Here is a 22144-nt window from a genome sequence, read left to right as displayed (position 1 = left end):
GTACTCCTGTTCAAAGGTTAATTTGCCCGGCGGCCAGGCAACGGCTGATCGCCTGCTGCCGATTATTACTATTGGTTTTACTGATGCAATTGCCGAGGTGGAAATTGACGGTGCGCTCAGAGATAGCCAGGATCTGACTGATTTCCCATGACGTTTTGCCTTTTGCGGCCCAACTCAAGCAGGCCTTTTCGCGCTGAGTCAGTGTAACCATCGCTTCACTGTCAGCGTGAGAGACCCGGGTCAGCGCTTCAACAACATAGTGGGCAATAATGGTCCAGTACCAGGCTATTTGCTGTGCTAACGCCGCCTGCTCTGGATGCAACCCAATCAATAAAGCGCCGTGATCGGTACCCAACGCCTTTACCGGAATAACTAAAATGTTATTGGTCTGTGCCCTGTACTCAACAAACTGCTCGGTTAGTGCCTGCGCAGGTGTACAGCGGTTATGGCAAAACTGCTGCAGGGTATCGTTACCCACCAGCCGGTGAAAATCGCTATCCGCATTGGCTGACAATACCAGTGGCGTCCTTTGGCTGCGCCACAACACTATGCCACAAAAGCGATAACCAAATTGCTGTTGTATTTGCTGAAAAAAGGCTGGTAAAGCGTCGAGCGTTGTCATTTGCTCCAGCTGTTTTACCATGGGTTCTAATTGACTCATGTCGCTGCTCCCTGTTGGTTAAATAGGCTATTACTCGTCAGCAGCTTGGTCTGGTGGACAAATAAACCAACATTGGGGAGTTATTACCGGCTTCTCAGGTTTGACCTGACTTTCATCTGCCAGCACAGGGTTAGCAACACTCAGAACGAACAGTACGATGATGCTAGTGATAACAGTAATGATATTTTGCTTAGTCATGTTTGCGTCCTCTGTTGATTGGATTGGGCGGGCCAGTTGGCGGCCTGCATCAAGAGTGGACGTGAAGTGCTGATACTGCGATAACTTGTCGCGGACTTTGCTGTGACTTTCAGAATAAGGAGTTATAACCAAAGTTATAACCAAAACTAACTATCTGATCATTATCGATTTTTGGTTTGAAAAATAATAATTCATTGCCTGATTTATCTAATGAGAATTGTGGACTGAATTCGCTGTAAGCCAGTTTTCGCTGCCAATGTTGTCCACTGTTAAGGTTTATACTGACCAACTCCCAATCAGACATCAGATTGCGGTGCAGAATATTCAGGTTATCGCCACGTAGCGCCAGCTGATAATGCAAGTCATAATGAATCCCCTGATACAACTTAGTGACTCGCTGCATACTCTGATCCAACAGCCATACCGAGCCATCTACCGCAGCAGCAATAAAACCTGCTTTGTAGGGTTGCAGCACACGATAGTCATTTAATATTACCCGCTGCGTCGCCAGTTCAATATCGTATTGTACTATCTGCCAGTTACCGCCACTGGCAGCAGCAAAATAAACATAGCGGCCATCATCGCTAAATACGCCCTGATCAATCTGCTGAGTGCTTAACGACAAGTGCACCAGGTCACCGCTTCGCGTATCCATCAGCTCAAGCCGGTTTAAGCGTTTGAGTAACAGCAGGTGTGCAGCCGCTTGATCCAACAGGACAAAAGGCGCTTCTGATTGCATAACCAATTGCTTTTTTCCGGAATCGCGGTAAAAACGCGATAACTGATAATAGTGACCAAGTTGCTCGGTTAACCAATAAAAAGCCTGGTCATGACTGTATTGCACAAACTGCACTTGCGCATGCATTTGTAAATGCTGGCTAAAACCATCAGTATAGGGCCAGGGCGTCTGATAAAGTTGTTGTTCAGCCGGTTTTCGATAAATTGCGGCAAAGTACCCGCTTTTGTCTGTGACAAACTCTTTGATATGCTCGGCCGACGCAGCAACACGCTCCAGCTGGCCGGTGTTAATGTTAAACCAGAGAAATTGCTGCTGCTGTTTTAACAGTAAAGCGTCTTTGGCCAGCCAACTTAGCCGCATATCCAGTAGTTGATCGCTGAGTTTATGCTCTTTCACTAATTCTTTATCAGCTAAACGGTATAACTGAAGATACAGCTTGCGCTCAGCAATATTGGCCCGGATCAGTGCCAAATGTTGTTTATCCGGAGATAAACGGGCATAGGCGTCCTGCACTGCAGCGGCGCTGCTATAGCTAAACTGGCTGTAGCTGCCGCTTTCTATGTCCAATTGGTAATAATGGATGTTACCGTTATAACTTTTTCCTGCAGCGATCAACAGCTGATTATCTGGCAGGGCCATAGGGCCTGCCAGTATGGGTAAACCCGCCATAATGTATTGTCGCGGGGCGGCGGACAAATCAGCCAAAGGCTGAATATACAGCTCGGCCACATCCTGGCGAAAGCCAACATAGGCAAGAGCACTACCATCGGCGACAAAATCGACAAAGCGCACATGCGGTACCGGCGTATCCACCTTAGATAACTGGCCTTTGTGCCTGTCATACAAGTAAAGCTGCCAATTATCACCACTGCTGATACGACCAACAAAGGCCTGATAGCGGCTGTCTGGCGACACCGCCAGGCTGGCCTTTTGCCCGGGTATATCCAGTTCAACTTGCATTAAGTGGGTGTGCAGTTGCACCGGAGAAGCAAACCATAACAGAGCAGTTACAAGGACGACAGCACTGGCCAGGCAACCTAATACTAATTGCTTTACCCAGGACAACTTGAATAGTCGCGGCTTTGCACTGCTAACAGCCCGGTTATCTAGCGGCTGAATTGCCATATTATCGCTGCTCTGCACAGCCGGACAAACAAGCTGATAACCTCGCTTCATTTGTGAGCGGATATACTTCGGCTGTTCGTTGTCGTTATCGCCCAATAAAGTGCGTAACTTACTTATGGTACGCCTTACTGCGGTATCTGTTACCACACGGCCATGCCAAACCTGCTGGTGCAGCTCCTGCAAACTGACAAAGCGGTCTGGATGCTCAATCAGATAGCAGAGCACTTCTATCACTTTAGGTTCTGCTGCAAGTTCTTCCTGCTGCCGGTATAGCAGACGCTGCTGGATGTTTACTCTGAACTCACCTAGATCAACCATCTTCATTTGCTAAGCGCCACCATGTTAACAGCTTAGAATTAATATTTAAGCCAGTTTATTTACACATAATAAAGATAAAGAAACATTAATCAACAATGTCCCCGAACTGGCACAATGGCGGCAAGACAGTGATAACGATCAGTTAGAGATGATTAAACGCAGCAAATCGTTTAGGCAGAAAAAAGCCACCCTAAGGTGGCTGAACTACAAATTTAGTGTGTCTTACCGATGTACTTATCGAAAAACGCTAGCATTCGCTGCCAGCGCTCAATATTATTCTCTGCCTGATAGAAACCATGCCCTTCTTTTTCTTTTAGCATCCACTCAAACGGATGATTACGCTTAGTAAGCTCTTCGCGTAAACGCTCAGCATGTATTACCGGCACCCGTTCATCGGCACCACCATGAATGATAAATACTGGCGCTTTGAGTTTATCTAAATTGTATAGTGGGGATTGCGCATTCAACTGTGCTTTATCTGTACCCAGCACTTTTGTTAAATACTCTACTCCCGACTGACGCTTAGGTATATCGCCATGTTCAAACATTAAATTCAGATCGTAAACACCGACAAAACCTACCGCACATTTGTATAACTCCGGCTCACGCACAGCGCTCATCAAGGTGGCGTAACCGCCGTAAGAGCCGCCATAAACACAAACCCGGTCAGGATCAACTAACCCCTGCTTAATTAAATGCTGAACACCGTCAGTCATATCATTAATCATGGTAGTACCCCAGTTGCGGTAACCTAAGGCTTCAAAACTACGACCAAAACCACCAGAACCACGGAAGTTCGGCTGCAGCACCACATAGCCATGTTCAGCAAACACTTTGGCATCAGTATCCATTGAACTCAGCGAATCATAAGGGCCATGAGGACCGCCATGTGGTAACAGGATTAACGGATACTTTTTATTGTCTTCCATGTTATTAGGCTTAGTTAAAATTGCCTGAATATCCAAGCCATCACGTGCCTTGTACAATATGGCTTCCGACTTTGGAATACTGACATCTTTTAACCATGGCCGGCTATCGAGCAAAAAGGAAGCTTGTTTTTTCTTGGTATCATACAAGTAAAAAGACGTCGCAGTGTTTGCCGAATTAACGCCGATAACTAACAATTCGTTATTTGCTGTAGCTGACCGAATACTAATAGCTTGACCTGGGAAGGCATCCATTAACATTTGCATATTGTTACGAAATGACGGGTCTTTTACGTCAGCCAAGAAGGCTGCATCAATATTTTCGTATTCAAAAGCACCACCAATAACTTCATCTGCATTACCTTTGTTTAGGCCCATGACTGGACTGACATCAACTTTGGGATGTTGCAAAAGAATGGTTTCTTGCTTGGTTGCCAAATCGTATCTAACCAGAGCCTGTGTATCCGAATTAATGTTACTTAGGGCAATAATAGCCTTCTCATCATCAGTAAACTGCAATGGCACTAACATACCATTATCTAAGTGATTACGATGTAACTCCTGCCATGGCGCATCTGCCGTTGGTTTATACATTGACACCAGGTCGCGATTTTTAATCATATCCAGACCAGTGGCAAACCTGATCGCGCCTTTCTTGTCTGCAATAAAATACACCGGCTGCCCTTCTTGCCAACGTAATGGTGCACGTTCAACCCGACGTTTCCTACCTGTGTCAACATTCAAGCGGTAGACTTCAGCATAAGGTGATTCCAGCATCCAGTTATAGCTGGCAATCAAAATCATCTTATCTTCTTCAGGCAGCCAATCTATAATGCTTACCATTTCAGGCTCTTTCGCCGCAGAACGGTAACCTGTTAGCATTAGTCGCTTTTTGCCATCGGCATTCATCGCATACAATTCACCCGTTGGTACCGGCCTTTCTAACGCACCCAACTCTCTGGCCACTGATAGCACTAGCCTTGAATTATTTACCCAGAAGAACTCGTCAATTGAATCTTTGCCAGCGAAGTGTTGTTGCGATACCAGCTTAAATCCTTCTCTTTCTAAAACAACAAGTTGAATATTTCCGTCGTCAGCACGACGAGTAGCAGCAAAATACTTTCCGTCCGGTGAAATTTTAATATTAAGAAATTGCGCTGGCTTAGCGTATTTTTGCAGCAATACATTATCAACTGTTGCGTTACTGGTGGTGGACACTAGAAATAAAGCCAACAAACTTAAAGCGACTTTCATAAAACATCCTTTTTTAAAATTTTCGCAGCACAATAACAAGGATGTAAAAATGCTTCAATTGAAATCATGTTTAAACAGGCAGCAGAAAAACATAAGACACCGATAGTTAACAAAAAACCATACTCCTCAACCAAAAGTCATTTACCAGATGCAAAAAAGCCACCCTAAGGTGGCTTTTTATACTTCGGAACCCGAACTTATTTTTTACGCATTTTTTGAATAACGCGCAGCTGTGCAATGGCCTCGGCCAGTTGCGCGGCAGCTTCAGCATAGTTGAAGTCTGCGCCAGCATGCTGCATCGCTTCTTCGGCACGTTTTTGTGCGGCCAAAGCGGCTTGCTCGTCTAAGTCTTCGCCGCGTACCGCGACATCGGCCAATACGGTGATGGTATCGGGTTGTACTTCAAGTACGCCACCGGCTACGTAAATCACGTGTTCTTCGCCAAACTGTTTCACGATACGGACCATGCCAGGTTTCAGGGTGGTCAGTAACGGGGCGTGGAAGGGTAAAATACCCAGCTCGCCCTCACTGCCTGTGACCTGCACGGATTCGACAAGGCCGGAGAAAATTTTCTCTTCGGCACTTACTACATCCAGTTGCACTGTCATCGCCATCTCCGCTCTCCTAAAGCCTGAACTTACAGTTTCTTCGCTTTTTCGATCGCTTCGTCGATAGAACCAACCATGTAGAACGCCTGCTCTGGCATGTGGTCGAACTCGCCGTCCAGGATACCTTTAAAGCCACGGATAGTTTCTTTCAGCGGTACGTATTTACCTGGTGAGCCGGTGAATACTTCAGCAACGAAGAATGGCTGTGACAGGAAGCGCTGAATTTTCCGCGCCCGGTATACGGTAGTGCGGTCTTCATCAGACAGCTCGTCCATACCCAGAATGGCGATAATATCTTTCAGCTCTTTGTAACGCTGCAGAACTGATTGCACACCGCGCGCCACTTCATAATGCTCTTTACCGATAACCAGTGGATCTAACTGACGGGAAGTTGAATCCAGCGGGTCGATCGCCGGGTAAATACCCAGAGACGCGATGTTACGGCTCAGTACTACGGTCGCATCTAAGTGCGAGAACGTCGTCGCTGGTGACGGGTCCGTTAAGTCATCCGCAGGTACGTATACGGCCTGGATTGACGTGATAGAACCGGTCTTAGTCGAGGTAATACGCTCTTGCAGCGCGCCCATCTCTTCTGCCAGCGTGGGCTGATAACCTACTGCTGATGGCATACGGCCCAAAAGTGCAGACACTTCAGTACCGGCCAGCGTATAACGGTAGATGTTATCCACGAAGAACAGCACGTCACGGCCTTCATCACGGAATTTTTCCGCCATGGTTAAGCCGGTTAACGCTACGCGTAAACGGTTGCCTGGTGGCTCGTTCATCTGACCGTACACTAACGATACCTTGTCCAGTACGTTAGAGTCTTTCATCTCGTGATAGAAGTCGTTACCTTCACGGGTACGCTCACCTACACCGGCGAATACTGAGTAACCGCTGTGCTCGATCGCGATGTTACGGATCAGTTCCATCATGTTTACGGTTTTACCTACACCGGCACCACCGAACAGACCCACTTTACCACCTTTGGCGAACGGGCATACCAGGTCGATAACCTTGATACCGGTTTCCAGCAGCGCGTTTGACGCCGCCTGGTCTTCGTATGAAGGTGCCGCGCGGTGGATAGACCAACGCTCTTCTTCACCGATTGGGCCCGCTTCGTCGATTGGCTCGCCTAATACGTTCATAATACGGCCCAATGTGGCTTTACCCACCGGAACCTGAATTGCTTTACCGGTATTTGCCACAGCTGCGCCGCGACGTAAACCGTCAGTTGTACCCAGTGCGATAGCACGAACCGTACCGCCACCCAGCTGCTGCTGCACTTCCAGCACCAAACCTTTCAGCTCACCGTCGGTCACGTTTAACGCGTCATAGATACCAGGTACCGCGTCTTGTGGAAAATCGATATCCACAACGGCGCCAATGATTTGGACGACCTTACCTTGACTCATGATGTTTCCTCAAATTTCTCAAAACTGTTTACCTTAGCCTACAGCTGCCGCACCTGCGACGATTTCGCTAAGCTCCTGGGTAATCGCGGCCTGACGTGCTTTGTTGTACACCAGCTTCAGGTCGTCCATCAGGTTGCCGGCGTTGTCGGTTGCAGCCTTCATGGCTACCATCCGCGCCGCGTGCTCACTGGCAGAGTTCTCTACCACGCCCTGATAAACCTGCGACTCAACAAAACGGTCCAGTAACATATCTAAGATAGGTTTTGGATCCGGCTCGTACAGGTAATCCCAGTTATGTGCTTTTTGCTCAATATCTGCTTTTGGCAAAGGTAAGAGTTGATCGATCACTGGCTCCTGCTTCATGGTGTTTACAAACTTGTTGTACACCAGGAATAAGCGGTCAATCCGGCCTTCGTTAAATGCCTGTAGCATTACTTTTACCGAACCAATCACATCAGCCAAACGTGGTACGTCACCTGAACCCGCCTGTTGTGCTACTACCTTACCTCCGAAACGCTTGAAGAAGGCGGTCGCTTTGTTACCGATAACGGCAAATTGCGCATCCACCCCTTTGTCTTTCCAGCTTTTCAGCTCCAGGGCAACTTTCTTAAACTCGTTGGTATTCAGGCCGCCGCAAAGACCACGATCAGTAGAAATGACAATATAGCCAACCCGTTTTACCTCACGCTCCGCTAAATACGGATGGCGGTATTCCAGGCTGCCATTGGCAACGTTACCAATCACTTTGCGCATACCTTCAGCGTATGGGCGTGTTGCAGCTACGCGGTCCTGCGCTTTGCGCATTTTGCTGACCGCAACCTTTTCCATAGCACTGGTGATCTTGCGAGTATTGTTAATACTCCCGATCTTACTTTTTATCTCTTTACCACCGGCCATGACTGTATCTCCGATTCATTCAACGAATGGGGTGGCAAGCCACCCGCATTGATTACCAGGTCTGCGTTGCCTTGAATTTCTCAATGGCAGCTTTGAACGTAGACTCGATTTGGTCGTTGTAGTTACCGGTTTTATCGATCTCAGCCATCAGCTCAGCGTGCTCTGCTTTCATAAAAGCAATCAGGGCAGCTTCAAAATCGAGGATTTTGGCTACATCGACGTCTTTCATAAAGCCTTTTTCGATAGCGAAAATAGACAAGCCCATTTCAGCAACAGACATTGGGCTGTACTGCAGCTGTTTCATCAGCTCAGTCACCTTCTGGCCGTGCTCTAACTGAGCGCGGGTTGCATCGTCTAAGTCAGAAGCGAACTGCGCGAACGCCGCCAGCTCTGAGTACTGGGCTAATGCCAGACGAATACCACCACCTAATTTCTTGATGATCTTAGTTTGTGCTGCACCACCAACCCGCGATACCGAAATACCGGCGTTCACCGCAGGACGGATACCGGCGTTGAATAAGTCAGTTTCCAGGAAGATCTGACCGTCAGTAATCGAGATTACGTTAGTAGGTACGAACGCAGATACGTCACCGGCCTGGGTTTCAATAATTGGCAGTGCGGTTAACGAACCGGTTTTACCTTTTACTTCGCCGTTGGTGTAACGCTCAACGTAGTCAGCATTTACGCGTGAGGCGCGCTCCAGCAGACGTGAGTGTAAATAGAATACGTCACCCGGGTAAGCTTCACGGCCTGGTGGACGACGCAGCAGTAACGAGATCTGCCGGTAAGCCACAGCTTGCTTAGACAGGTCATCGTATACGATCAGCGCATCTTCACCGCGGTCACGGAAGTATTCACCCATAGTACAACCGGCGTAAGGTGCCAGGAACTGCAGCGCAGCCGCTTCAGAGGCAGATGCTACCACCACGATAGTGTGGGCCAGGGCGCCGTGCTCTTCCAGCTTACGTACTACGTTAGCGATAGTAGAGGCTTTTTGGCCTACAGCAACATAGATACACTTAACGCCAGTGCCTTTCTGGTTGATGATGGCGTCGATTGCCAGTGCGGTTTTACCGGTTTGACGGTCACCGATTAACAATTCACGCTGACCACGACCGATAGGGATCATCGCATCAACAGACTTATAACCGGTCTGCATTGGCTGGTCGACTGATTGACGGTCGATAACGCCCGGGGCAATTTTCTCTACCGGCTCAAAACCCGCAGCATCAATTGGGCCTTTACCGTCGATAGGTGCACCTAAGGTGTTAACCACACGGCCTAACAGCTGTGGGCCCACCGGTACTTCTAAAATACGGCCAGTGCTTTTTACTTTAGTGCCTTCGGTTAAGTCCGCGTACGGACCCATAACTACGGCACCTACTGAGTTGCGCTCTAAGTTCAGCGCGATAGCATAACGGTTGCCAGGAAGCTCAATCATCTCGCCTTGCATACAGTCGGCAAGGCCATTGATACGGATGATACCGTCAGTTACCTGAACGATAGTACCTTCGTTACGAGCTTCACTGACCACTTCGAACTGAGCAATACGACTTTTGATCAGTTCTGATATTTCAGTGGAATTCAGTTGCATTCTCTGTTCCCCAATTAAGACTGCAGCGCAGTTGCTAAACGGTCCAGCTTACCGCGGACCGAGCCATCAATTACCATGTCACCTGCTTTGATCAGCATACCGCCGACCACTGCAGGATCTTCGCTACAGTTCAATTTAACTTTGCGTGCCAAACGTTTAGAAAGTGCCGCGGCTAACGCGTCCTGTTGTGCTTTTGAAAGCTTGGTGGCAGAAACGACAGACACGTCAATTTCCTGCTCATATTCAGCCTTCAGCGCCACAAAGGCGGTTAACACTTCAGGCAACGCCAGCAAACGATGATTTTCTGCCATCACTTTAATTAAGTTCTGACCGTGCGCATTCAGTTGCTCACCACATACCTGGATAAACAGACCGGCTTGCTTTTCAGCAGAACCGTTGGCGCCTAAATAAACGCCAACCTGGTCGTTCTTTGCTACTTCAGCAGCAAAGGCCAACATCTGTAGCCAGGCATCCAGTGCATTTTGCTCAACGGCAAAGTCAAAGGCTGCTCTGGCATAAGGACGAGCAATATTAGTCAAATCAGACATAGCTCATCCTCTTACAGTTCTTGAACCAGTTTTTCCAGAATGTCGCTGTGAGCAGCTTCATCAATAGAACGTTGCAGAATTTTCTCTGCGCCGGCCACTGCTAAGGCAGCAACTTGTTTGCGCAGCTCTTCGCGTAAACGGTTACGCTCGGCTTCTAATTCTGCTTTAGCCTGCGCCAGAATGTTTTCACGTTCGGCGTTGGCTTTGTGCACGGCTTCATCAATCATCTTGGCTTCGCGTTTTTTCGCTTGCTCAATAATTTCTGCCGCCTGCGCTTTGGCTTCTTTTAACTGATCTTTGGCTTTGTCCTGGGCTAATGCCAGGTCTTTTTCTGCCCGATCAGAAGCAGCTAAACCGTCAGCAATTTTCTTCTGGCGCGCTTCAATAGCATTGTTCAGCGGTGGCCAGACAAACTTCATACAGAACAGCACGAACACCGCAAATGCGATTAATTCGCCCAGCAGAGTGGCGTTTAAATTCACGACCGCTCCTCCTTAGTTAACAGTTGTTCGGATTAACAAAAAGCCTTCGATTACAGGGCGAACAACATGTACATAGCGATACCAACACCGATCATCGCAACGGCGTCGATCAGACCTGCCAGGATGAACATTTTAACTTGCAGTTGTGGTGCCAGTTCAGGCTGACGGGCACAAGCTTCTAAGAACTTACCACCCATGTTACCGAAGCCCAGTGCGGTACCGATAGCGCCGAAACCGATTAACAGAGCAACTGCGATTAATTTGATAGCTACTGCAATTTCCATTTTTATCTCCAGAGTTTTTAAGGTTAAGTTAAAGTAAAAAGTTAATGGTTATCTGAGCTGGCCATGCTTAAGTAAACAATGGTCAACATCATAAATACGAACGCCTGCAGTACGATTACCAGAATATGGAAGACTGCCCAGACAAAGTGCAGCGGTAACTGCATTAAACCGATGGCACCAATCAGGATAAAGATCATCTCACCGGCATACAGGTTACCGAACAGACGCAGTGCCAGTGAAAACGGCTTGGCTACCAGTGCAATAGTTTCCAGTATTAAGTTGGCTGGAATTAACAGAATTTGCAGCGGTACGTTTTTGCTGCTGAACGGGTGCAGTGTCAGCTCTTTAATGAAGCCCAATACACCTTTAATGCGGATTGAATAACCGATCATCAGAATAAATACGCCAATCGCCAGTGCGGCAGTCAGGTTTACGTCTGTGGTCGGTACAATTTTCATGTACACATCGTGGCTGTCCATACCGAACGCCTGTTCGCCGACAAAACCGGCGAAAGCGGGCAGGAAGTCTACCGGGATCAAGTCCATCAGGTTCATTAAGAACACCCAGACAAAGATAGTCAGTGCCAGTGGTGCAATTAACTTGCTCTTACCGTGGTAGGTGTCTTTCACGTTGCTGGCAACCAGCTCAACGATCATTTCAATGAAACACTGAAATTTACCCGGAACGCCGACGGTGGCTTTGTTGGCCGCGCTGCGGAAGATCCATAAAAAGATCAAACCCAGGCCAATAGACCACGCTAAAGTATCGATATGCCATGTCCAGAAACCAGCCTCGCTACACGCTTTGTTAAATGCGACACTGCCATCGACAGTACACATTTTGGCGTTAGTAAGGTGGTGCTGAATATGGCTAGAGAGGGTTAACTCTTCACCTGCAGCCATGTTTCATCCCATTGTTAATGTTTAAAAAAAACTGGTGCCATCCACTGTGTTAAAAGCGTGAGCACAAAGCCGGTAAAAAAAGCAGGCGCTACCAGGCCGGGCTGTGAAAATACCACGCTCATCAACACTGCGGTTAAAACTAATTTAGCCGACTGCCCCCGCATAAAGGCCGCCAGCACCTGGTTGGCGTTAATTGCTGCACTAAAGCGAAAGGCAAAAAACGCAAACACACAATTTGGTATTACGGCGACTAAACCGCCCTTAAAGGCCGATTTTGCCGCAGCTGCATCGGCAGCTAAAAAAAAAGCCAGTGTAATAACGCCGGCTACTGCAAGCTGGCATAGTACCAGCTTATAGGCTGATTTGCGCGCCATTACCGCACTTTGATCAGTCACTGTCTGTGCCCCTGAAAACACCCGGGAAGGGGCGAAAAAAACTTGCGAAAGTATACTTATTTGCCTTCAATTTGCAACAAAAAGCGGCGCGCACGCCTTGCCAGTCCAGATATCTGCACCAAACTGCTGTTTTATTACTCAGCGACCTGCAGTTTGGCAATAATGCCATCTAACTCATCCAGACTGCTGTAACTGATTTCCAGCTTACCTTTGCCTTTGTTGTTGTAGCTAATTTGTACCGGCGCGGCAAAACGCTCGCTTAAGCGCTGCTCTAGCGATACCACATCCGGGTCACGCGGCTTTTCTGCCACCACAGGTTTAGGCTCTAAAATACGCCGGACTAAATTTTCGGTTTCACGCACGGTCAGCTGTTTGGCCGCCACTAAACGGCCGGCATCAGACTGCTCGGTATCTTTTAGCGCCAGCAGTGCCCGGGCGTGGCCCATTTCAATATCACCGTGCTCCAGCAACAGTTTTACATCATCGTTTAACTGGTTTAGCCGTAATAAATTGGTCACCGAAGCGCGCGATTTGCCCACTGCATCAGCCACTTGCTGGTGGGTGAGGGCAAATTCTGTCAGCAAACGCTCCAGTGCCACTGCTTCTTCCATGGCGTTGAGATCTTCACGCTGAATGTTTTCAATCAGGGCAATGGCCACCGCGGCTTCATCCGGCACGTCTTTGACAATACAGGGCACATCGCTAAGCTGTGCCAATTGGCTGGCACGCCAACGCCGTTCACCGGCAATAATTTCAAACTTATCTTTGGCTAAAGGCCGCACCACTATCGGCTGGATCACGCCCTGGGCACGGATAGAGCTGGCTAAATCTTCCAGCGCTTCTTGCGACATGTCTTTACGTGGCTGATATTTACCCGGCGTGAGAAACTCGATCGGCAACTGCTGCAGTTCACTGCTGCCAGGATTAGCAGCACTGTTGTTGCTGGCTCTGTTGGACGTAAGTAAGGCATCCAGACCCCGGCCCAGACCGCGTTTCTTTACCGACATGAAAAAGCTTCCCTAAAAATAATCGTTTAAACCGAGCTGTTCTGGCTCACTGTTTTTTTATCGGCCCGGCGTAACATTTCACCTGCCAGCGCTAAATAGGCTTTGGCACCAGTCGAGCTTTTATCGTAATACATCACCGGTGCGCCAAAACTGGGCGCTTCGGCCAGGCGCACATTACGCGGGATCACAGCGCGATATACCTTATCACCAAAATGTTGTTTTAACTGCTCCGATACGTCATTGGCCAGCCGGTTGCGCGGATCGTACATGGTTCTTAAGATACCTTCGATCTTAAGCTCAGGGTTAACCGCAGCCGCCAACTGGTTAATGGTTTCTACCAGCGCCGTTAAGCCTTCTAGGGCAAAATATTCGCACTGCATTGGTACCAGCACGGTGTCAGCCGCCGCCATCGCATTCACGGTAAGCATATTCAGTGAGGGCGGGCAGTCGATAAAGATAAAATCGTAGCTGTTACGGTAGTCTTTTAACGCATTACGCAGACGCAGCTCGCGGGCAAACAGGTTCATTAAGCGCACTTCGGCTGCAGTTAAATCGGCATTTGCACCCACCAGGTGGTAACCGCCACTGGTTTCTTTCACCACGACTTCCTGCAGCGGTTTGTCATCTACCAGCAGTTCGTAAGCCGTAGCGGGCAGGTCGTATTTATCTACCCCGCTGCCCATAGTGGCATTGCCTTGCGGATCCAGATCAATCAGTAACACCTTGCGCTTGGTCGCCGCCAGAGACGCGGCCAAATTTACCGCTGTGGTGGTTTTACCCACACCACCTTTCTGGTTAGCTATCGCGATCACTTTCGCCACAAGATGTCCTCGTTATCAGTTAGCAGGGGTCCAGTATTACCAAATGCCGTTGTGCATGCAACTCTGGCACACTAAGTGCCTGAACGCTCGCTACTTTAACAAAATCAGGTAAAGCTGCAATTTCTTCTTGTACTGCAGCGCCTTTCATGGCGAAAAAGCGCCCAGTCGGCGCGGGTAAATGCCGGCACCAGCTCAACATATCGTTCATTGAGGCAAAAGCGCGGCTGATCACGCCATCGTAACCTTGCTCTGGCTGGTGATCTTCTACCCGGCTTTGCAGTGGCTGAATATTGTTCAGTTTCAGCTGCAGTTTTACCTGGTTTAAAAAACGAATGCGCTTGCCCAGGCTATCAAGCAAAGTAAATTGCTTTTCTGGGTAGTAAATGGCCAGTAACACGCCGGGTAAACCCGGGCCAGTGCCAACGTCAATAATGCGCTCGCCACTCAGGTAAGGTGCGACCACCAGGCTGTCCATCACGTGTTTGATTAACATTTCTTGCGGATCGCGCACTGAAGTCAGGTTATACGCACTGTTCCATTTATCCAGCAGCTTTACGTAGTCGATACATTGCTGCAGTTGCTGCTCTGATAAGGTTAGCGACGTTTGCGCTACCAATGCGCGTAATTTATCTAACATTCTGATCCTTAATATAAATTACGCAGACTTACGCAAAAGCCCCTGTTTTTTCAGATAGACCAACAGCAATGAGATCGCCGCTGGTGTAATACCCGAAATGCGCGATGCCTGGCCAACCGTTTGCGGCTGGGTTTGGTTTAGTTTCACGATCACTTCGTTAGATAAACCTTTAACGGCTTTATAATCAAACTGTTGTGGCAATAAGGTTTGCTCATTGCGTTGCTGTTTGGCAATTTCATCCTGCTGCCTCTGAATATAGCCTTCGTACTTGATTTGTATTTCAACTTGTTCTGCTGCAGCTTGATCTGCAAGGCCAGGGCCAAGATCTGCGATCTGCATTAGCTGCGCGTACGTAACTTCTGGCCGGCGTACCAATTCTTCCAGGCTGGCTTCTTTGCTAAGTGGGGTTTTAACCAGGCCGTTTACCGCTTGCAACGCTGAGTGCTGTGGATGGATCCAGCTTTGTTTTAACCGTTGCCGCTCCAGTGCAATCTGCTCCATCTTCTGGTTAAAGGCAGCCCAACGCACATCGTCTACTAAACCCAACTCACGGCCTTTTTCGGTTAAACGGGCATCGGCGTTATCTTCGCGCAGCATTAAGCGGTATTCCGCCCGGCTGGTAAACATGCGGTAGGGCTCTTTCGTGCCCAAGGTAGTCAGATCGTCTACCAATACACCCAGATAAGCCTGATCGCGGCTGGGTGACCAACCCTGCTGTTCCTGGCTGAACAACGCCGCATTCAAACCAGCCAATAAGCCCTGCGCACCGGCTTCTTCATAACCGGTGGTACCGTTTATCTGGCCTGCGAAGAACAAGCCACTGATAAATTTGGTCTCCAGTGTGCTTTTCAGATCGCGTGGGTCAAAGAAATCATACTCGATAGCATAACCTGGCCGGGTAATGTGAGCGTTTTCCATACCTTTTATTGAGCGCACTATGCTCAGCTGCACGTCAAACGGCAGGCTGGTTGATATGCCATTGGGGTATAACTCGTGGGTGGTTAAACCTTCCGGTTCGATAAAGATCTGGTGTTTGTCTTTATCGGCAAAGCGCATAATTTTATCTTCAATCGATGGGCAATAGCGCGGGCCTATGCCTTCAATCACGCCGGTATACATTGGCGAGCGGTCCAGGTTATTGCGGATCACCTCGTGTGTTTGCTCGTTGGTGTAGGTGATGTAACAGGGGATCTGCGTTGGCTGATCGCTGTGCTTACCTAAAAAAGAAAACACCGGTGTAGGGGTATCGCCCGGTTGCGCCTGCATTACGGAAAAATCTACAGTGCGTGCATCAATACGCGGTGGTGTTCCGGTTTTTAACCGGTCGACTCTAAAAGGTAATTCCCGTAAACGTTTAGCCAGTGCAATGGAGGGCGGATCACCGGCTCTGCCACCGGAATGGCTTTGCAAACCTATATGGATCTGGCCACCTAAAAAGGTGCCTACGGTTAATACAACGGATTTGGCGCGAAATTTCAGCCCCATCTGGGTAACCACACCGGTTACTTTGTCCTGCTCTACCATCAGATCATCACAGGCTTGCTGGAAGATGCTTAAATTCGGCTGGTTCTCCAGCATCTGCCGGATAGCAGCCCGATATAATTGCCGGTCGGCCTGAGCGCGGGTAGCTCTGACTGCCGGTCCTTTAGAGCTGTTTAGCGTACGAAACTGAATACCGCCTTTGTCCGCCGCCAGTGCCATAGCGCCACCTAAGGCATCAATTTCTTTTACCAGATGGCCTTTACCAATACCGCCTATTGCCGGGTTGCACGACATCTGGCCCAGGGTTTCAACGTTATGGGTTAACAACAAGGTGTTACGGCCCATACGGGCAGCAGCTAATGCGGCTTCGGTGCCTGCATGGCCGCCACCTACAACGATGACGTCAAAAGTCTCTTGATACAACATAGCTGCCTCGGTTTTGCGCTGTACAGGCGGATTAAAAAAGGGCGCTTATTGTACCCTGATCCTCGGGTAAGTGGAATGGTGTTACCGGCTTAGGATCGTTTAAATTAAATAAGATCTTTTTAGAGATCTTTTTATTATGTTTACTACTAAGCAGACCGTTTTCAGTGGATAACAGGATCTTTGTAAAAAGGATCAGTAGCTTATTCAGGATCAGATCCTGTGATCAAGCTAGGATCTGTTCCGGTTGAACCCGTGATCAACTTGCTAGGTTATCCACATATCAAAAAAATATTTTTGTTATAACAAGGATAAAAACAGGTTTAACACCGGAAAAACCTACAGTTATACACATAAGTTTTCTACTAAAGCGGTTTCTGTGTATAAAAGTGTATAACTGTAATAATCGGGATAAACGGCTTTATCATCGCTTTATCATTTGCTTATCAAGACAAGCCGGTGCGAAGCCGTTACTGTGGCGACAAGTTGGTTTTATTGCTGAGGCCAACTGGGAGAGACGAGCGTTATCCTGTTCTTCCTGAGATATACTTGTGTTTGCGGGTGCTTGCCACCCGCTTTTTTTATGCCAGCTGTTTTATCAATTGTGGCAACCAGGCCAGCGCAGTATCTTCCGGCAATGCTGGCTGCTGGGCATCAATTTCCAACGCCGGCAGCAGGCTTGTCGCGCCTTTTTCTTTTAGTAAGTGGCTCAGTTTACGGCCGGCTTCACAAAAAGTATCGTACGAAGAGTCACCTAAAGTGATCACCGCATAAGAAAGTGTGGTAAGATCACGCCGATCTTGTGCTAATTGATCCGCAAAGGGTTGAATATTATCAGGCAGATCTCCTGCGCCATAGGTGGATGTGATCACTAACCAGACGTTATTCGGGTTAAGGTGATCCAGTTCGGGTTTCAGATGAAGACTAATCTCATAGCCCGCTTGTACCAGTGTTTCAGCAACTTGTTCTGCCACATATTCCGCTGCGCCCATTTGGCTGCCAACGAGGATGTCTATCATGATAGGCCTCTTGTCAAAAGAATGTTTGGCTATACTACTGGAATAAAATCGGCCATGGCTATGCCTTTGGTCCGGTTTACATGTTTTTACTGCTCTGCAGGCTAAGTAAAAACAACAATAGCACTACCACTACGCCTGCGTGTTATTGAGGTTTAAACAACGTATGTCTGACACTGTGTCATTTTCCCAGCTAATGCTGCCTGAGGCTATTGTTCGTGCTGTGACTGAACTTGGCTATGAAACCCCATCGCCTATTCAGGCGGCGGCTATCCCTAAATTATTGGCTGGCGAAGATGTATTAGGCCAGGCGCAAACCGGTACCGGTAAAACCGGTGCTTTTGCGCTGCCTTTATTAGCACGGCTTGACCCTGCGCAAAACGATCCGCAAATTCTGGTATTGGCCCCTACCCGTGAGCTGGCCATTCAGGTGGCTGAAGCCTTCCAGGCCTATGCCCGTTATATGCCGGCCTTTCACGTGCTGCCGTTATACGGCGGCCAAAGTTACACCAATCAGCTGAAGTCACTAAAGCGTGGCTCGCAAGTGATTGTCGGCACTCCGGGCCGTATTCTTGACCACTTAGACCGTGGCACCTTAAAGCTGGATAAGTTACGCGCTATCGTGCTGGATGAAGCTGACGAAATGCTGCGTATGGGCTTTATTGATGATGTGCAAACCATTATGGACGCCACACCGGCCGGCCGTCAGGTAGCCATGTTCTCGGCCACCATGCCGCCACAGATCCGTGCTATTGCGCAAAAGCATTTAAAAAACGCCGAAGAGATTAAAATAGCGTCGAAAACCAGCACCGTAGAGCGGATTAAGCAAAGCTATGTGATGCTGGACGGTAACCAGAAGCTGGATGCGTTAACCCGCGTACTGGAAGGCGAAGAATACGATGCCTCTATTGTGTTTGTGCGCACTAAAAGTGCCACCGAAGAAATTGCCGAAAAACTGGGCGCCCGCGGCTATGCCGTCGCCTGCTTAAACGGTGATATGAACCAGGCACACCGTGAGCTGACCATTCGTAAAATGAAGGCTAACCAGCTGGATATTATAGTGGCGACTGACGTTGCCGCCCGTGGCCTGGACGTGGAGCGGATCAGCCTGGTGGTAAACTATGACATTCCGTACGACAGCGAAGCCTATGTGCACCGTATTGGCCGTACCGGCCGCGCCGGCCGTGAAGGTAAGGCAATTTTATTTGTCTCGCCACGTGAGCGCCGTTTACTGCGTACTATTGAACATGCGACCAAGCAACCGATAGAAAAAATGTCACTGCCATCCGGTCAGGTGATTGAACAGCGTCGGATCGAGTCGTTCCGCGAACAGCTGGCACAAACTATCGAAACGCAAAACTTAAGCTTCTTCCAGGACTTAATTAACGACTGGCGCGAGAAGATAGACACCACCGAAAACGATCTGGCGGCGGCGCTGTTGTATTTAGCGCAGAAAGATCAGCCGTTAAATGTGGCCAGCCAGTTCCCGGAAATCCGTGAGCCGCATGCCCGCGGTGAGCGTGAAGAGCGTCCGCGGCGTGAGCGGGGTGACCGGCCAGAGCGCAGTGGCGAGCGTCCGGAGCGTGGCCCACGCGTGAAGCGGGAAATGAAAGGTGATTATCAGACCTATCGTATTGAAGTCGGTAAAGAGCATGGCGTGCGTGCCGGTGATATCGTCGGCGCCATTGCCAACGAAGCCAATATCGACAGCCAGTTTATCGGTAACATCAAACTGTTTGATCATTTCAGTACGGTTGAGCTGCCAGCGGCTATCCCGAATGAAATTTTTCAGCACCTGAAAAAGGTGTATGTGCGGAAGCAAAAGTTGAATATCACGGTAGACAGCGGCGCCGCACCGGCAGGTGAGCGCCGGCCGTCAAATGGTCCTGGCCCACGCCCGGGTGCCGCACCGCGGGCGCCGCGTAAGCCACGCGATTAAGTGTTAGCGTAATAGCAAACCCTGCCACGGCAGGGTTTTTTTATGGCTGCGGCTTTAAATTATCACTAGTTCAACCCATTTCAGGTATATCAGGGTGATTGCGCAGCTGTACCATGATCGCTTTGGCTTGCCGCAGCAACTCGCTTGCGCTATCGCGCCAGCTCAGACACTCTGAGACACCCAAATCAAGGTTTTAAAGCGGCTTGAAATAAACTTCCGGAGTATAGACATGATCATTGCCTGTCCTGGCTGTAATAGCTTAAACCGGCTGCCGCCTGATAAGCCGGCGCAGCAAGCCAACTGCGGCAAATGCAAACAGCCGTTATTTCAGGGTAAAGCGTTAGAACTGAGCAGCAGTAACTTTGCCGCCCATGCACAAAAAAGTGAGCTACCGCTGGTGGTAGACTTTTGGGCCAGCTGGTGCGGCCCCTGCCAGAGCTTTGCGCCGGTATTTAGCCAGGCCGCCAGCGAGCTGGAACCGTACTTTCGCTTTGGTAAGATTAATACCGAGCAGCAGCAGGCACTGGCGGCGCAGTTTAATATCCGCTCTATTCCGACCCTGATGGTATTTAAACAGGGTAAGGTTGTTGCGCAGCAAGCGGGTGCCTTTCCCAAGCAGGCCTTTTATCAATGGTTATCGCAATATAAGTAAGTATTTACTCACTTTTTGGAGGCGTTATGACAAAGCAGGTTTTCACCCTAACCAGCCCGGATATTAAAGAGGGCCATTTTATGGCCAAAGATCAGGAGTTTGACGGCTTTGGCTGCAGCGGCAGCAATGTGTCGCCCGCGCTGAATTGGGCTAATGCCCCGGCGGGCACCAAGAGTTTTGCCGTGACGGTGTTTGACCCGGACGCACCCACCTGCTCTGGCTTTTGGCACTGGCTGGTCACCGATATTCCTGCTGCCGCCAGCGGTTTAGCCCGTGGTGCCGGTAAAGGGCGTTTGCCGCCAGGTTGTCGTAGTTTTACTAATGACTACGGCATGAAAGACTTTGGTGGCGCCTGCCCACCAGAGGGCCATGGTATGCACCGTTACCAGTTTACGGTGTGGGCCTTGCCGGAAGAAACGCTACCCGCGGCAGATGGCGCCAGCGCCGCTGTGGTCGGTTTTATGTTAAACGCCATGGCACTGGGCAAAGCTACCCTAACGGCGACCTACGCCCGTTAAGCCGCAGGGGTATCCGACTAAGGCCGTATAGCACGGCCTTTTTTGTTGCGTTAGGCTAAGGTTTTACTAAGCGGATCCCTGGCTTGACTATACCGGCACAGCGTTTTTATGTGTTACTGGCGGGCTTTTTCAGCCAGTTACTCTGTTTAGGCATAGCCCGCTTTGCCTACACGCCCCTGTTACCGCTGATGCAGCAGCAACAGCTGCTGGATGATGCCAGCGGCGGTTATCTGGCGGCGGTGAATTACCTGGGGTATATGGCGGGCGCTTTGCTGGCCGCCAGTATCAGCGATTTACAGCTAAAAGACCGACTGTACCGGCTGGGCTTGCTATTGGCTATTGTCAGTACCGTGGCGATGGCACTGACACCAAACCTGACGCTGTGGGCGCTGTGGCGTTTTGTTGCTGGCTTTAGCAGTGCCTGCTCTATGCTACTGGCGTCGGCGTTAATTTTGCATTGGCTATTGCGCCATCAGCAGCGGGCAGAGCTCGGCATTCATTTTGCCGGGCTGGGCTTTGGTATCGCCTTATCCGCCATACTGGTAGAGCTGATGTTAAGCCTGCAGCTGAATTGGCGTAGCCAGTGGCAATACCTGGCGTTATTTGGCCTGTTGTTGGCTATTCCGGCCTGGCGCTGGTTGCCGCGCCCAGCGCTTGTCAGGATACAACAAGCTGCCAGCGCAAGCCAAGCCGCACCCTCTAACCGCTTTATCTGGCTGTTGCTGGCCAGTTACTTTTGCGCCGGCTATGGCTATGTGATTAGCGCCACTTTTATCGTCACTATTGTTGAGCGCATGCCGGGCTTAAGCGGCAGCGGTAACCTGAGTTTTATCGTGCTGGGGCTGGCCGCCACGCCGGCAGTACTGCTGTGGGATCTGGTTGCCCGTAAAAGCGGCTACCTAAAAGCCATTATGCTGGCGCTACTGTTACAGGCTATTTCAATCGTATTACCGCTGTGGTTTAACAGCATCGCTGTTGTGCTATTAAGTGCCGCCTTATTTGGCGCGACTTTTGTCGGTGTAGTCAGTTTAGTGCTAACGATGGCCGGGCGTTTGTATCCGAGTAAACCGGCAAAATTAATGGGTAAAATGACCTTAGCCTATGGCAGTGCCCAGGTAATAGCGCCGGCGCTGACCGGCTACTTAGCTAAGCTAACCGGTCACTATCATATCGGCCTTTATTTGGCAGCGGGCTTTGTCAGTTTAGGCGCGATCTTGGTCTGGCTGCTAATAGCAACAGATAACACCGCGCAGCAGCTAGATAAGCCAATATAGTTACTTCCCGATACAGAAAGTAATTAGTT

At 49.4% G+C, this 22144-nt stretch carries 22 protein-coding genes; 4 read left to right on the top strand and 18 right to left on the bottom strand.

The window, feature by feature from the left end:
- Nucleotides 1-10 precede the first annotated feature (10 nt).
- The 18 genes from RNAN_RS19520 to mioC all read right to left on the bottom strand — a co-directional run bounded on the left by RNAN_RS19520 (nt 11) and on the right by mioC (nt 17735).
- Nucleotides 11-661: a helix-turn-helix domain-containing protein gene (locus RNAN_RS19520; protein ID WP_008222411.1), complete on the bottom strand. Its 651-nt coding sequence runs from the start codon at nt 659-661 to the stop codon at nt 11-13.
- Between the two features lie 30 nt (nt 662-691).
- On the bottom strand, nt 692-859 hold the full coding sequence (locus tag RNAN_RS19250; RefSeq protein ID WP_158467512.1) for a hypothetical protein: 168 nt from the start codon (nt 857-859) through the stop codon (nt 692-694).
- Nucleotides 860-968: 109 nt separating this feature from the next.
- Complete coding sequence (locus RNAN_RS18745; RefSeq protein WP_052027294.1) at nt 969-3041, bottom strand: winged helix-turn-helix domain-containing protein; 2073 nt, start codon at nt 3039-3041, stop codon at nt 969-971.
- Nucleotides 3042-3253: 212 nt separating this feature from the next.
- Nucleotides 3254-5221 (bottom strand): alpha/beta hydrolase family protein, encoded by a 1968-nt coding sequence (locus RNAN_RS12790; RefSeq protein ID WP_008222408.1) that lies wholly within the window; start codon nt 5219-5221, stop codon nt 3254-3256.
- A 197-nt stretch (nt 5222-5418) separates the two neighbouring features.
- The gene (locus tag RNAN_RS12785; protein ID WP_008222403.1) at nt 5419-5835 is read right to left on the bottom strand and encodes a F0F1 ATP synthase subunit epsilon; all 417 of its coding nucleotides are present in this window, start codon (nt 5833-5835) and stop codon (nt 5419-5421) included.
- A 23-nt stretch (nt 5836-5858) separates the two neighbouring features.
- The gene (gene atpD / locus RNAN_RS12780) at nt 5859-7244 is read right to left on the bottom strand and encodes a F0F1 ATP synthase subunit beta (RefSeq protein ID WP_040552133.1); all 1386 of its coding nucleotides are present in this window, start codon (nt 7242-7244) and stop codon (nt 5859-5861) included.
- 33 nt (nt 7245-7277) lie between these two features.
- Nucleotides 7278-8141 (bottom strand): F0F1 ATP synthase subunit gamma, encoded by an 864-nt coding sequence (atpG, locus tag RNAN_RS12775; protein ID WP_008222400.1) that lies wholly within the window; start codon nt 8139-8141, stop codon nt 7278-7280.
- Nucleotides 8142-8193: 52 nt separating this feature from the next.
- Nucleotides 8194-9735 carry a F0F1 ATP synthase subunit alpha gene (gene atpA, locus RNAN_RS12770; RefSeq protein WP_008222398.1) on the bottom strand — a complete coding sequence of 514 codons (1542 nt, stop codon included), beginning with the start codon at nt 9733-9735 and terminating at the stop codon, nt 8194-8196.
- 14 nt (nt 9736-9749) lie between these two features.
- A complete protein-coding gene (gene atpH, locus RNAN_RS12765; RefSeq protein ID WP_008222396.1) occupies nt 9750-10283 on the bottom strand; it encodes a F0F1 ATP synthase subunit delta in 534 nt (177 codons plus the stop codon).
- Between the two features lie 11 nt (nt 10284-10294).
- On the bottom strand, nt 10295-10765 hold the full coding sequence (gene atpF / locus RNAN_RS12760; RefSeq protein WP_008222394.1) for a F0F1 ATP synthase subunit B: 471 nt from the start codon (nt 10763-10765) through the stop codon (nt 10295-10297).
- A gap of 50 nt (nt 10766-10815) precedes the next feature.
- Complete coding sequence (gene atpE / locus RNAN_RS12755; protein ID WP_008222392.1) at nt 10816-11049, bottom strand: F0F1 ATP synthase subunit C; 234 nt, start codon at nt 11047-11049, stop codon at nt 10816-10818.
- 41 nt (nt 11050-11090) lie between these two features.
- The gene (gene atpB / locus RNAN_RS12750; protein WP_008222388.1) at nt 11091-11951 is read right to left on the bottom strand and encodes a F0F1 ATP synthase subunit A; all 861 of its coding nucleotides are present in this window, start codon (nt 11949-11951) and stop codon (nt 11091-11093) included.
- A gap of 14 nt (nt 11952-11965) precedes the next feature.
- Nucleotides 11966-12346, bottom strand: a complete 381-nt coding sequence (locus RNAN_RS12745; RefSeq protein ID WP_008222386.1) for an ATP synthase subunit I — start codon at nt 12344-12346, stop codon at nt 11966-11968.
- A 134-nt stretch (nt 12347-12480) separates the two neighbouring features.
- Entirely contained in the window at nt 12481-13353 is an 873-nt protein-coding gene (locus RNAN_RS12740) for a ParB/RepB/Spo0J family partition protein (RefSeq protein ID WP_008222384.1), read from the bottom strand.
- 26 nt (nt 13354-13379) lie between these two features.
- Nucleotides 13380-14174 carry a ParA family protein gene (locus tag RNAN_RS12735; RefSeq protein WP_008222383.1) on the bottom strand — a complete coding sequence of 265 codons (795 nt, stop codon included), beginning with the start codon at nt 14172-14174 and terminating at the stop codon, nt 13380-13382.
- A gap of 19 nt (nt 14175-14193) precedes the next feature.
- Nucleotides 14194-14811, bottom strand: coding sequence for a 16S rRNA (guanine(527)-N(7))-methyltransferase RsmG (gene rsmG / locus RNAN_RS12730; protein WP_008222382.1), 618 nt, complete (start codon nt 14809-14811; stop codon nt 14194-14196).
- An 18-nt stretch (nt 14812-14829) separates the two neighbouring features.
- Complete coding sequence (mnmG, locus tag RNAN_RS12725) at nt 14830-16719, bottom strand: tRNA uridine-5-carboxymethylaminomethyl(34) synthesis enzyme MnmG (RefSeq protein ID WP_008222381.1); 1890 nt, start codon at nt 16717-16719, stop codon at nt 14830-14832.
- A 578-nt stretch (nt 16720-17297) separates the two neighbouring features.
- Nucleotides 17298-17735: an FMN-binding protein MioC gene (gene mioC / locus RNAN_RS12720; RefSeq protein WP_008222379.1), complete on the bottom strand. Its 438-nt coding sequence runs from the start codon at nt 17733-17735 to the stop codon at nt 17298-17300.
- 163 nt (nt 17736-17898) lie between these two features.
- Between mioC and RNAN_RS12715 the strand changes: the two genes are divergently transcribed.
- From RNAN_RS12715 to RNAN_RS12700, 4 genes are all read left to right on the top strand, one after another.
- Nucleotides 17899-19671, top strand: a complete 1773-nt coding sequence (locus RNAN_RS12715; RefSeq protein WP_008222378.1) for a DEAD/DEAH box helicase — start codon at nt 17899-17901, stop codon at nt 19669-19671.
- A 229-nt stretch (nt 19672-19900) separates the two neighbouring features.
- Nucleotides 19901-20323, top strand: a complete 423-nt coding sequence (trxC, locus tag RNAN_RS12710; protein WP_008222376.1) for a thioredoxin TrxC — start codon at nt 19901-19903, stop codon at nt 20321-20323.
- A gap of 26 nt (nt 20324-20349) precedes the next feature.
- Nucleotides 20350-20841: a YbhB/YbcL family Raf kinase inhibitor-like protein gene (locus RNAN_RS12705; protein ID WP_008222374.1), complete on the top strand. Its 492-nt coding sequence runs from the start codon at nt 20350-20352 to the stop codon at nt 20839-20841.
- A gap of 83 nt (nt 20842-20924) precedes the next feature.
- Nucleotides 20925-22115 (top strand): YbfB/YjiJ family MFS transporter, encoded by a 1191-nt coding sequence (locus RNAN_RS12700; protein ID WP_008222372.1) that lies wholly within the window; start codon nt 20925-20927, stop codon nt 22113-22115.
- Nucleotides 22116-22144: the final 29 nt, after the last annotated feature.

The organism is Rheinheimera nanhaiensis E407-8, from assembly GCF_000296695.1.
GTDB classification, from domain to species: domain Bacteria; phylum Pseudomonadota; class Gammaproteobacteria; order Enterobacterales; family Alteromonadaceae; genus Alishewanella; species Alishewanella nanhaiensis.
Note: the sequence above shows the minus strand (reverse complement) of the source record. Positions and strands in the feature narration are given on the sequence as shown.